Here is an 11968-nt window from a genome sequence, read left to right on the forward strand (position 1 = left end):
TTGCGGGCATGGTGATCCGCCGCAAAACGGCAGACCCCCGGTAACGTAAACAGGCCTTTCCGAGGAGCCCCAATGGCCGTCCAGCGAGTGCGACGGGTCATTCGAAAGATCGACCCGTGGACCGTTCTCAAGGTCACGATCGTCTTCAACGCCATCATGGCGCTCGTCTTCGTGCTCGGGACGGTGATCTTCTGGTCGATCTTCGTGAATGCGGGCATTCCCGAAAGGATCAACGATCTGGCCTTGCTGATCGGGATCGAGAACGGCATCAACCTCGAGGGAGCGGTCTATTTCCGGATCGTCCTGCTGCTGTCGGTGATCGGCACGATCATGATGACCGGCTTCTTCACCCTCGGCGCGGTGGTCTACAACCTGATTTCCGACCTCGTCGGTGGCGTCGAGGTGATCGTCCTCGAGGAGACCCTGGCGGCGCGGGCGGTTCCCCGGGCCACCCATTCGGGCGTCACCCGTCCTCCGGCGCGTCGGGGCATCCTCCCCACCGTGCGCTCGGCGCTTTCACCCAAGAGCGACGAGGAGAGAGCCCGCGCCGCCGCCAAGCAGGCAGCAAAGACGGAGGCCGCACCAGCCCCAGCCACGGCCCCAGATCCGGCCCCAGCCGCTGCGACCCCCTCGGAACGGACCGGCACCTAACGGCGGGACATCCAGCACCGGTTTCGCCCATCGCAGAGCCGGCCCGGGCGCCAGCCCGAGCTTCTACGTCGAGTAGGCCGCCACTTCCAGTCCCACCCGTAGCGCGGCGGCGAGGTACTGCTCGGGGTGATCTCCGGGGCGGAGGAACCCCGGGCCGACGGCACCCTCCGCCACCATGAGCGCGCCGGCGGCGAGGGCGATCCCATCGAGGTGGTGGCCCAGGTCGGCGACACCGACGACCCGCGAGATGTGCTCGCCGTCGGCGTCACCGATCACGGTGGCGGATGCGCCGGCCCACTCACCCTCGATCGGAACCCTGATGCGGATGCTGCCGTCGCCGCGCCCTACCACTTCACCCCACCGGGCTCCGACTGGCTCGGGGAACGCCACCGGCTCACCCCGTCGCAGCGGTTTGCCGGGCACCGTCCAGGCGGTGACGGTCCTGGTCACCTGGTCGGTGCGAGCGACTTCATGGGCCGTCAGCGACTCGGCGATCCCCGAGAGGTTGGCCCCCGCGAGGAGCGTCAGTCCACTGTCGGTGAAGCGCCGGGTCACCTCCGGGTCGATCTGGTCGGCGGTGACGACGCACGAGATGCCGTCATCGGCGGCGATACCAGCAAGGCTGGAGGCGGCGGCAGCGTCGTCGGTGGCTAGTGGGTCGTACCCGGTTAGCTCGCGAATCTTGATTGTCCGGCGTTCGGAGACCGGTCCGGTATACCCGTACATCCCCAGCGCGACCAGTTCCCGTTCTGCGAGGAGGATAAGCGCGGCGCGGCGTCCCGCCTCGCCGACCGCATGGATGGCGATCCTCATGGGTCGAACGGCCTCAAGCCGGTGTCCATTTGCCGGAGTCTTCTGGCGGCTCGATGGGCCGGCGCCGGAAGATCGCCAACGCCGCCGCGGCCAGGGCGGTGAGGATCACCACCTGGAAGGCTCGTCGGTGCATCGGCCGAGTGTAAGAGAGCAATGCGCGATGCGCGGTGCGCCAAGCGCTAATCGCAGGCCGAGCGGAGCGAGGCCCTGCTTGCGACGCCGGAGCGGCCGACCCTACGCTCACTTCACCACACCAGTGGTGACCTGACGGACAGCGAAGTCCGGTTTGAATCCGGCACTGTCCCGCAACCGTGATGCCCCTCTTTGGGGACGAGTCGGGACGCCTGACGCCAGGTCGGATTTGGACGCCTTCGGAGGAAGGGTGGCCAGCCGTCGGGCTTCCACACCTCCTCCTCGAGACTCGAGGAGGTTTTTTCATGAAGCGGCTCTCTTGCCTGCTCCTGTTGATCGCCCTGGTGGCCGGGGCGTGCGGTGACGACGCCCCGGCGGGCGGTGGTGCCACCACCACGGTGGCCGCCGGATTCCCCGTGGAGGTGCGCGGGGCCACGATCCCCGTCCGCCCGGAACGGATCGTGTCGGGATCGGCGACCCACACCGAGATCCTGTTCGCCATCGGCGCCGGCGACCGGGTGGTGGCGGTGGATGCGTTCTCGGACTTTCCCGCCGAGACGGCATCGATCCCGCAGTTCGATGCCTTCAATGCCAGTGTCGAAGGGATCGCCGGGCTCGACCCCGACCTGGTGATCCTGTCCTTCGATCCGGGCGACGTGGTCGACGGGCTCGCCGCCCTGGGCATCCCGGTCGTTCTCTTCGCCCCGCCCGGTCCGACAGATCTCGACGACGTGTATGCCGAGTGGCGCGATGTCGGGGCCGCCGTCGGTCTGGCCACCGAGGCCGAGGTTCTCATCGGAGAGGTGCGTGCCGAGATCGCGGCGATCGTGGCCGAGGTGCCGATCTATGTCCGGCCCTTCGCGTACTACCACGAGCTCGACAACACCTACTACTCGATCGGATCCGACACCTTCATTGGGTCGATCTACGGAATGTTGACGATGGTGAGCATCGCCGACGAGGCCGGTGGCGGGTTTCCGCAACTGTCGGCCGAATTCATTCTCGATGCAGATCCCGACTTCATCTTCCTGGCGGACGTCGACTGTTGCGGTGAGTCGATAGAGACCGTGGCCGCCAGGCCGGGCTGGTCCGAGCTCTCCGCGGTGCAGGGTGGCCGGGTAGTCGAACTGGACGACGGGGTCGCGTCCCGATGGGGGCCCCGGGTGGTCGACCTGGTGCGGGTGATCGCTCGCGAGGTTCACGGAGTCGGCGCCTGACTGGCGCCGATCCGTCGCGGCGGGTACCGCCACTGGTGGTTGCCGGTGCCTTCACCCTCCTGGTGGGGGCGCTGGCCGCCGGGGTACTCATCGGTCCGGCGTCGTTGGCCCCCGGGCGGGTGATCCTCGAGATCCTCGACCGGATGCCGCTGATCGACCTGGAGAGTGGGCTGGATGCGCGCGGCTCGGCCATCGTGTGGGAACTGCGGCTGCCGCGGGCGCTGCTCGGCGCCCTGGTAGGGGCAACGTTGTCGCTGGCCGGCGGGGCGTATCAGGGCGTCTTCCGTAATCCGCTGGCGGATCCGTATCTCCTCGGGGTGGCCGCCGGCGCCGGTCTCGGCGCAACGCTGGTGATCGTCACCGCCGGCGCCGGAGCCGCGATCGTGCCCATCGCCGCCTTTGCCGGCGCAATCGCCGCGGTCGCCGCCGCCTACGGCTTGGGGGCGGCGGCCGGAGGGCGAAGGAGCGGGGCGACGCTGATCCTGGCCGGCGTCGCGGTCGCGGCGTTCCTCACCGCGGCGCAGACCTTCGTCCAGCAGCGCAACGCCGACTCGATCCGCGAGGTCTACTCCTGGATCCTCGGCCGGCTCGGCACGGCCGGCTGGTCCGAGGTGATGATGATGACGCCGTACGCCGTGATCTCGATCGTCGTGATCCTCTTCCATCGGCGGCTCCTCGACGTGCTGGCCGTGGGCGAGGAGGAGGCGCGCGCGCTCGGGGTGCGACCCGAGCGCGTCCGGGCCGCCGTCGTCGTCGCCGCCACGCTGGGAACCGCCGGAGCGGTCGCCGTCAGCGGATTGATCGGCTTCGTGGGGATCGTCGTGCCGCACACGGTCAGACTGTTGGTGGGTGCCTCCTACCGGTTGATTCTGCCGCTGTCGGTCGTGGGCGGGGCGGCGTTCATGGTCCTCGCCGACCTGGTCGCCCGTTCGGCGCTCGGGCCTGCCGAGATCCCGATCGGGGTGGTGACCGCATTCATTGGGGGACCGTTCTTCCTCATCGTGCTCCGCACGTCGAGACGGTCGACATGAGCCGGGTGACTGCGACTGGCGTGTCGGTGGGGTACGGGGGTCGCACCGCGGTCGACGGGGTCGACCTCTCGGTGGCGGCGGGGGAGTGGGTGGCGTTGATCGGCCCCAACGGTGCGGGCAAGACTTCGCTACTGCGCGCCATCGCCGGGACCATCCCCCATACCGGTGAGGTGAGGTTCGACGGAGTGGCGGCGGCTTCGTTGCCCCGGCGAAGGGCCGCCCGGTTGGTGGCGATGGTTCCCCAGCAGCCGGTGCTACCCGACGGGATGACGGTGCTCGACTACGTGCTCCTCGGACGGACTCCCCATCTGGGGTACCTGGCCGCCGAAAGCTCCACCGATGTCGCCATCGCCCGTGAGTCGATGGCGCGCCTCGACGCCGCCGACCTGGGCGGCCGCCGGCTGGGAGAGCTCTCAGGCGGGGAGCACCAGCGGGTGGTGCTGGCGCGGGCCCTGGCACAGCAATCGGCGGTGCTACTCCTCGACGAGCCCACCGCCGCCCTCGATGTCGGCCACGGTCAGCAGGTGCTCGACCTGGTCGACGAACTGCGACGGGAGCGAGGGATGAGCGTGATCGCCGCGGTGCACGACCTGACCCTCGCCGCCCAATACGCCGATCGCCTCGCCCTCATGGACGGGGGCCGTATCGTCGCCGAAGGGAGCCCGCGCTCGGTGCTCACCGAAGACGCGATCGCCCGCTTCTCCGGCGCCCGAGTGTCGATCGTCACCGGCCCCGGCGGCGAGGTGGTGGTAGTGCCTAGAAGAGGTCCACGGTCGGCGGTCGACGGCGTACAGCCCGACTGAACTCGCCTACGCGAACGCGTTGTAGGCCGAGCCCACCGCGTACGCCAGACCGGCGCCGACGGTGGCGATCGCCACGTTCTCCAGTCCGCTCCAGATCGGGTTCTTGCGGGTGGTGAGCGTCTTGGCTGCCCCCACCGCAAAGAGGGCGATGCCGGCACCGATCCCGGCCAACAGCAGTCCCCGCCCGGTGGAGTCGACGAAGACGAAGGGCAACACCGTCGGCAGCGAGCCGGCGATGAACAGCAGTCCTGAGTAGATCGCGGCCCGATAAGGGCTTCGCCGTTCCTTCTCCACGACACCGAACTCCAGGGCCATCATCGCCTTGATCAGCGAGTCGTCGTCCGCATCGAGGGCAGCGACCACATCCTCGACTTGCGCCGGCGGGAGGCCCATGTCGCCGAACATCTCGCGGACCTCGTCCAGTTCCTTGTCCCGGTGATACAGGAGGTGTTCGCGCTCCAGTTTCATCTCCGAGTCGAACACTTCCTCCTGCGACTTGGTGGCGATGTACTCACCGGCCGCCATCGAGATGGCGCCGGCGAGGCCGCCGGTGAGACCGGCGAGAAGCACCTCCCGGGTGGCGAGGCCCCCTCCGACCACCCCGACGACCAGGAGGAAGACCGACACCAGGCCGTCGTTCACCCCGAGCACGATGTCTCGCATGTATTGCCTGGTGGTGCCGACGTGAGGCCGATACGGCGGAACCTCAGCGGTGTCGAGGGTTTCCATCCGCTCGATTGTACGACCCGGGCGGCCCGCGGCTCCGGTCAGCCGTTGGTGAGCAGCCCGGAGGCGAATCCCATCAGCAGAACGACCCAGAAGATCGCCGCAGTCGCCAGCACGAAGCCGACGATGATCCGGATGCGCCGCTTGTAGGTGGCTGGGGCAGACATTCAGAAGCCCGGGAAGGCGACGTTGGTGAAGAACCAGAACGAGCTGGTCCAGAACATGATGGTCAAGGCTCCGAACACGATGCCGCCCGCCACCGGGAGCGTCCACCCCGGCAAACCCTTCGAGCGAACGATCAGGACCTTGGCGGCGAACGCGCCATAGAAGATGCAGCCCACGGTCGAGTGGATCAAGACCCGGGTTGTGAAGTCCTGGAAACCGAGGCTCCACAGGCAGTGGTAGGCGACGGGCAGCGTGAACAAGAAGGCGATGGTGCCGCTCAGCCGGTGGACCGATCCGAGCCAGGGGGCCGTGGGTCCCGACCCCAGCTTCCCGTACATGCGAAGGGCGGTCCCCAACTGGAACAGCGCGGCGGTGAATGCTGCTGTCGCCAGCCACACCTTCGCCCGGATCGGCGCCGTGAAGAACAAGCTGACCAGGGAGCGTCCGGTCGGGTCGTGGATGTTCCCGTAGACCCCCAGCGCGACGGCGACGGCACTCCCCACCATTAGGGCGAGAACCAATCGCCCGCGGTTGTCCCGGGTGGCCGTCACCATCGCTCGCCCCCTCCTCGTGAGACGGGAGGAGGCTACCGCGCCGGTACCAGGCCATGCCGAGCGATCGGACCCTGGTTGGCCTGCCTCCGGTTCGTGCGTCTACGGAGCGGAGCGGAGTCCGCGTCTACGCAAAGACCTGCCATCCTCCGGTGGTATGACACGGGCTCCGGCGAGCAGGGCGGCCCCGGGAGGAGGGCTGCTCAGCGGGCCGAATCTCCCCTATTCCCTCACGACGCTCGTCGCACTCGGGGTGCTGGTGGCGTTCATCCTCATGGCCGATCCGTTCCGTAGCGGGGCCGTCTCCACCGGTTTCGGCCCTGGCGACCCGGTGGTGGGCGACACCACTTTCAACAGCCGCTGCAGCGTCTGCCACGGGCCCGGCGGCGAAGGCATCATTGGGCTCGGGAAGCCGCTCACCACTTCGGAGTTCGCCGCAGGGCTCACCGACGAGGAACTGCTGGCGTTCCTGATCGAAGGGCGCGCCTCGGACGACCCGGACAACACCACCGGGATCGTCATGCCGGGCAGGGCCGGCGTTCCGCCGCTGAGCGACGAGGAGTTGGTCGACGTGATCGCCTATCTCCGGACGCTGAGCGCCGGTTAGGGTCGCAGCGTGGCTCGGCTGTCCAAAGTAGACCGGCGCAGTCTCCCTGACTCGGCATTTGCGTATGTCGACTCGAAGGGTCGCCGCAGCCTGCCCATCTACGACGAATCACATCTGAGGAATGCTTTGGCCCGCTTCGAGCAGGTGAAGTTCGAGAGCGAGGCCTCGCGGGATCGTGCCCGCCGACGGATCCTCCAGGCGGCCAAGAAGCACGGCATCGTCCCCGTGGGTTTCGTCACCAGCCAACTGGAGACCGAACGAGTTCGAGTGGCGAAGGGTGAGCATCCGAGTGGGTTTCTCACCCTCATGTTCGCTGACGTCGAGGGATCGACCGCGCTGTTGCATGCGATGGGAGACGCCTACGGACGACTTCTGCAAAGTCTGCGTCGATTGATCCGGCGGGTGGTGGTGCGCTCTGGAGGGGTCCCGGTCGACCTCCGCGCCGACGAGGCGTTCGTGGTCTTCGAGGACCCGGCAGCCGCGATCACGGCGGCCGTGGACCTCCAGCGCACGATCGCCGGCTCCTTCTGGCCCGGCGAGGTAGTGGTCAGGCTGCGGATCGGCCTCCACAGCGGCGAGGTCGCTTGGACCGACGCGGGATACGTCGGCCTCACGGTGCATACCGCCGCCCGGGTAACGGCTGCCGCCCATGGGGGGCAGATACTGGTCAGTGACGCCTGCCGCCATGCCGTCGGTCGACCGCCGGGCATCGGGCTCCGCTCGATCGGGCGGTACCGCTTTGCCGGATTCGTTGACCCGATCCAGGTCTATCAGGCCGACGCGGAGGGTCTACCCCGCGACTTCCCCGCGCTGCGCGCCGGCAAGCGGGTCAGGGGAGGTGGCCCGGCGGCGGTCAGTTCTTCGCCAGGGCCTTGATCAACGGATCGTTCAGGGGGCCATCGCCGACGCAACGGATCGGGGTGATGGCGATCACCCCGTCCGCGGCCGCACCTACATCGGTGCCTTCGACCGCTTTCGGGTCGTGGATCAACCCGCCGTAGGCATGGACGTAGACGCCAGGGCGATCCTCGGCGAAGAGGCGGTCGTACCCGGATGGGGCGACCCTGGTGAGAACCCGCTCGGTGCTTTCGGTCGCATGGTCCGGTAGCCCCACATTGAGCACATCGCCGGGGCGAATGACCGGCAGCGCCTCGGCGACCATCGCCGCGGCCACCGTCGCCAGCCGCTCCCACATCGGCAGGGCGTCGGGTTCGAGCACGTCGTTCTTCCACTGTTGCCACGGAACCGTGTGCGACCCGGCGGAGAAGGCGATGGCGGGTACCCCGGCGATCCCTGCCTCGAGAGCGGCGCCGACGGTGCCGCTCGACTGGAGATAGGCCGATCCGTGGTTGTACCCGATGTTGATTCCGGAGACGACGATGTCGGGTCGTTCGAAGAGGACGTGGATCCCCAGTTGGACGCAATCGGCCGGAAACCCGCTGCAGGCGTGCACTGTCACGCCCCCGACGTCTACCTCGATCACCGTGACCGGCTCGAAGCGGGTGATGGCCTTGGCCACCCAGGATCGTTCCCGATCCGGCACCACCACGGAAACCTCCCCGACCCTTGCGAGCGCCCGGGCGAATGCGGCGAGTCCGGGGGCGGCGGTGCCGTCGTCGTTGGTGAGAAGGATTCGGGCCATCGGACCACGCTACCGGGAACCGGCGGGGTCACCGTTACCGTCACATGGGGCAACACCCACGAAAAGGATCAGAGATGCGCAGGTACCTCGCCCTCGCGGCGGTAATGGTCATGGCGATGACGGCGTGTTCCAGGGCGGAGTCGACCAGCCCGATTCGATCGTTGGGAGCCTCTTTCGATCCCCGGTCGATCACCTTCACCGCGATCCTCACGCCGTTCGATGCCTGCGACGCCGTGCTGGCTCACTTCAAGGCAGAGGCACTCGAACGGGTGGGTCCCTACGGACTGGATGGTGGCCCTCGCTGGTACTTCTTCGAGGGAGGCGCCAGGGCGCAAGAGGACACTGCGGGCCCTCCCGGTGACGGCTCGGTGACCACCATGGCTGCCGGGCTTCCCACTGGCGGCGAGGATGGCGGATTTTCGGGGACCAACGTCCAGGTATCCGGCGTCGACGAGCCCGACATCATCAAGACCGACGGCGAGCGGATCCTCTCGATAGTCGACGGGAAGCTCCGCTACGTCGACGTGACCGGTGACGAACCTGTCCTGCTCGGCGAACTCCAACTCGAGACGGGCTGGAACCACCGGTTCTTCGTGGATGGTGATCGTGCCTTCGTCTTCTCGCAGGGCGACCTCGATGCGATCCCGATGTTTGCCGCCGACTCCCGCATCGCCCCGCCCTACGGGATGACCGTGAGCGTGGTTCAGGAGGTCGACCTGTCCGACCCGGACGACATGCAGGTCGTCCGCACCCTGCGGGTCGATGGCTCTTACCTGAGCGCCCGCTCGATCGACGGGGTGGTGCGGATGGTGGTGTCGTCCTATCCGTCCAATCTCCCCTTCGTGTATCCCTCCAACGAGTCGGCCGAGGACATCGCCCTCGCCGCCAACCGTCAGATCATCGAGGCGTCGACCCTGGAGACCTGGGTCCCGTCGTACACCCTTTACGACGCCGATGGCGACGAGGTCACCTCGGGGCTGGTGGTGGCGTGTGACCGGATGCATCGTCCCGCCGAGTTCGCCGGGTTCGACACCTTGTCGGTGACCACTCTCGATCTCAGTGGTTCGCTCGGCGCCGGCAACGGCACCGGGGTCATTGCCCGCGGCGAGACGGTGTACGCGTCGCATACCAGCCTCTACGTGGCCACCAATGTGTGGATCCCGGAGAACGTTTCCGACACCCCCGACTTCCAGGAGTTCTCGGAGCGGTACGAGACGGCGGTGCACAAGTTCGACATTGCCGGCGACGGGCCCGCCACCTACCGGGCCAGCGGCTCGATCGACGGACACCTGCTCAATCAGTTCTCACTGGACGAGTTCGACGGTGATCTGCGGATCGCGGTCACCGAGGGCGCTCCCTGGTCGTTCGAGGAGGACTCGGAGTCCAAGATCGTCGTCCTCACCGAGCGCGATGGTGTCCTGGTGGAGATCGGCTCGGTTGGCAACATGGGCAAGGGTGAAAGGATCTACTCGGTCCGCTTCCTTGGGGAGACGGCGTATGTGGTGACGTTCCGCCAGGTCGACCCGCTCTACGTGGTCGATCTCAGTGACCCGGAGAGCCCGGTTGTCAGCGGCGAGCTCAAGATCCCCGGCTACTCCTCCTACCTCCACCCCCTGGGCGACGGCTTGCTGCTCGGGGTGGGCCAGGCGGCCGATAGCCAGGGCCGCACCACTGGAGCGAAGGCCACCCTCTTCGATGTCTCCGATCCTTCCGATCCGCGAGAGCTCTCATCGTGGACCATCGCCGACGCGTACAGCGACGTCGAGTGGGAGCACCTGGCCTTCCTGTACTGGGCGCCGGCGGACATCGTGGTCCTGCCGATTCAGTCCTGGATGACGCAGTTCATGGGGGCGGTGGTCCTCAAGACCGACGATGGACTGCGTGAGTACGGACGTATCACCCATCAGCGCGAGGACCGGCCGGGCGATGGATCGGACTGTGAGGTTCTCGACTCCGTCAAGGAAGCCGGACTCGTCATTCAGCTCTGCGATGAGGGTGACGATGGCGGGTACGGAGGGTACTACTGCGAGCCCCTGCCGGCGGATGAGGCAGCCGCCCTCGCTCGGGATTGGGGCGTCGAGGTCTCCGACGACCAGCTCGACGCCGCCGACAGGGTCGAGGTCTGCTGGCCGAACTACGAGCTCGGCGATCCGCAGATCATGCGGTCCCTGGTGATCGGCGACACCCTGTGGACCCTGTCCTGGCACGGCCTCCAGGCCAACGCCCTCGACGGCCTCGAGGTGCTGCACAAGGTGGAGTTCTAAGAGAGCCTCCAGCCACCAGCCTCCAGCCACCAGTAAGAGAAGAACCAAGAGCCGCGCGGGCCTCCCGCGCGGTTCTTGGTGTTCGGCCTTCCGCCTTCCGCAAGCACTGTTGAACGCTCTGCGCAAGCAACCACAGACCCCGCCCATCGCATCGCTTATTGCGTATTGCGTATCGCATATTGCGAAGAGGGCACTCGAGACCCCTAATACCATCCACCGCGCGTGTTCGCTCCTATTCGTTCGATGCTGTCGGTGCGCCGGGGGGCGCCGGTGGCGCTCATCGTGGGGGCGGCATCGGTGTCGTTCCTCTTTGGCGCAACCCCATTCTTGATTCCCGAGGTGGCCGATCGGCTCGACGTGAGCCTGGGGGTCGCCGGGCTCATCTCCTCTGCCCAGGTGCTGGGATTCGCCGGATCGGTGTTCGTTGCCGGTCGGCGGCTCACCCCGTCTCGTGGCGTGCTGGTATGGGCTGCGGTGGCTGCGGCGGCGTTCGATGTCGCCAGCGGGTTCGTGCCGTCTTTTGGGCTACTCCTGGTCCTGCGACTCGGTGCCGGGGTCGCAGCCGGCCTACTGACGTGGTTGGCGTGGGCGGATGCGATGCGGTCGTCTCACTCGATGCGCGACATCGCAGCGGTCGGCCCATTGGCTGTGCTGTTCGGCGCACCGCTGCTCGGGTGGGTGGCGTCGGTGGGCGGCGACCGTGCCCTCTACCTGGTGTTGGCCGCCTCGATGATTCCTCCAATGTTGATTCCGGTCGAGTTCGTGGCTCAGCCGATGAGGGGTCGGCACTCGATGAGCCCGTCGCGGACGAACCTCGTGCTCATGGGGGCCCTCGGGTTCCTGACGATGGCGGGTTCCGCCCTCTTTGTCTTCCTCGGCGCGTTCGCCGACATCGAGGTCGGCCTGACCGCGGTCGCGCTGTCCCTGGGGTTCAGCGTCAATGCGTTGGCCGGACTGATCGCCGCCCGCCTGCGACGGCGGCCCCGATACGCCTGGCCGTGGCTGGTGGTGACGGCGGTTTCGGCGACTTCCATCGTCCTGTTCCCCGGCCCGGTTGTGTTCTACGCCGGGATGTTCAGCTGGGGTTTCGCGTTCTGGATGGCGGTGCCCCGAGTGCTGGGGCGGGTGGCGGAGTGGTCCCTGGTCCCGGACGAGCGCGTCGGTGACGCCCAGTCGATCATGGCGCTGGGTCGCGCCGCCGGCCCGGCGATCGGGGCGGCTCTGGTCGGCTCAGGCGAGTTCGGTGGTCTGGTGGCGTTCGCTGGCGCCGGGCTGCTGAGTAGCGCGGTCCTGGCGGGATCGGTGGAGGTCTACCGGCGAGACCGGGCCGGTCCGTCGGCCGGTCACAACGTTCCGCATCGCTGAG

General features: G+C 67.7%; 13 protein-coding genes and 1 riboswitch. Of the genes, 8 read left to right on the forward strand and 5 right to left on the reverse strand.

The window, feature by feature from the left end:
* Positions 1-72 precede the first annotated feature (72 nt).
* The gene (locus tag WD184_03455; protein ID MEX0825805.1) at positions 73-651 is read left to right on the forward strand and encodes a DUF3566 domain-containing protein; all 579 of its coding nucleotides are present in this window, start codon (positions 73-75) and stop codon (positions 649-651) included.
* Between the two features lie 63 nt (positions 652-714).
* Here WD184_03455 and WD184_03460 read toward each other — a convergent pair whose 3' ends face one another.
* Complete coding sequence (locus WD184_03460) at positions 715-1464, reverse strand: hypothetical protein (GenBank protein MEX0825806.1); 750 nt, start codon at positions 1462-1464, stop codon at positions 715-717.
* 248 nt (positions 1465-1712) lie between these two features.
* Positions 1713-1859, forward strand: a riboswitch (adenosylcobalamin (AdoCbl) riboswitch).
* Positions 1860-1901: 42 nt separating this feature from the next.
* Between WD184_03460 and WD184_03465 the strand changes: the two genes are divergently transcribed.
* Genes WD184_03465 through WD184_03475 form a run of 3 tightly spaced genes read left to right on the forward strand, consistent with a single transcriptional unit; the run spans position 1902 to position 4647 of the window.
* Positions 1902-2813: an ABC transporter substrate-binding protein gene (locus WD184_03465; GenBank protein MEX0825807.1), complete on the forward strand. Its 912-nt coding sequence runs from the start codon at positions 1902-1904 to the stop codon at positions 2811-2813.
* Positions 2814-2848: 35 nt separating this feature from the next.
* Positions 2849-3844 carry an iron ABC transporter permease gene (locus WD184_03470; protein ID MEX0825808.1) on the forward strand — a complete coding sequence of 332 codons (996 nt, stop codon included), beginning with the start codon at positions 2849-2851 and terminating at the stop codon, positions 3842-3844.
* Positions 3841-4647 (forward strand): ABC transporter ATP-binding protein, encoded by an 807-nt coding sequence (locus tag WD184_03475; GenBank protein ID MEX0825809.1) that lies wholly within the window; start codon positions 3841-3843, stop codon positions 4645-4647. The genes WD184_03470 and WD184_03475 overlap by 4 nt, the downstream gene beginning before the upstream one ends.
* Before the next feature lie 6 nt (positions 4648-4653).
* Here WD184_03475 and WD184_03480 read toward each other — a convergent pair whose 3' ends face one another.
* The 3 genes from WD184_03480 to WD184_03490 are packed head-to-tail and all read right to left on the reverse strand — an operon-like array spanning position 4654 to position 6092.
* On the reverse strand, positions 4654-5376 hold the full coding sequence (locus WD184_03480) for a VIT1/CCC1 transporter family protein (protein ID MEX0825810.1): 723 nt from the start codon (positions 5374-5376) through the stop codon (positions 4654-4656).
* 38 nt (positions 5377-5414) lie between these two features.
* Positions 5415-5540: a hypothetical protein gene (locus WD184_03485; GenBank protein ID MEX0825811.1), complete on the reverse strand. Its 126-nt coding sequence runs from the start codon at positions 5538-5540 to the stop codon at positions 5415-5417.
* Positions 5541-6092: a DUF6529 family protein gene (locus WD184_03490; protein MEX0825812.1), complete on the reverse strand. Its 552-nt coding sequence runs from the start codon at positions 6090-6092 to the stop codon at positions 5541-5543.
* Between the two features lie 154 nt (positions 6093-6246).
* Here WD184_03490 and WD184_03495 point away from each other — a divergent pair, with 154 nt between their 5' ends.
* Positions 6247-6696, forward strand: coding sequence for a cytochrome c (locus tag WD184_03495; protein ID MEX0825813.1), 450 nt, complete (start codon positions 6247-6249; stop codon positions 6694-6696).
* A 9-nt stretch (positions 6697-6705) separates the two neighbouring features.
* Positions 6706-7572 (forward strand): adenylate/guanylate cyclase domain-containing protein, encoded by an 867-nt coding sequence (locus WD184_03500; GenBank protein ID MEX0825814.1) that lies wholly within the window; start codon positions 6706-6708, stop codon positions 7570-7572.
* Here the strand turns inward: WD184_03500 and surE are convergent.
* Positions 7550-8338 carry a 5'/3'-nucleotidase SurE gene (surE, locus tag WD184_03505; protein MEX0825815.1) on the reverse strand — a complete coding sequence of 263 codons (789 nt, stop codon included), beginning with the start codon at positions 8336-8338 and terminating at the stop codon, positions 7550-7552. The two genes, WD184_03500 and surE, sit on opposite strands and share 23 nt — an antisense overlap.
* A gap of 74 nt (positions 8339-8412) precedes the next feature.
* On the opposite strand from surE, the gene WD184_03510 reads away from it, so the two are divergent.
* Positions 8413-10602 (forward strand): beta-propeller domain-containing protein, encoded by a 2190-nt coding sequence (locus tag WD184_03510; GenBank protein MEX0825816.1) that lies wholly within the window; start codon positions 8413-8415, stop codon positions 10600-10602.
* Between the two features lie 222 nt (positions 10603-10824).
* Entirely contained in the window at positions 10825-11967 is a 1143-nt protein-coding gene (locus tag WD184_03515; protein MEX0825817.1) for a hypothetical protein, read from the forward strand.
* The last annotated feature ends 1 nt before the right edge of the window (position 11968 follow it).

Source organism: Acidimicrobiia bacterium (assembly GCA_040878325.1).
GTDB lineage: Bacteria > Actinomycetota > Acidimicrobiia > Spongiisociales > UBA11373 > JAUYIV01.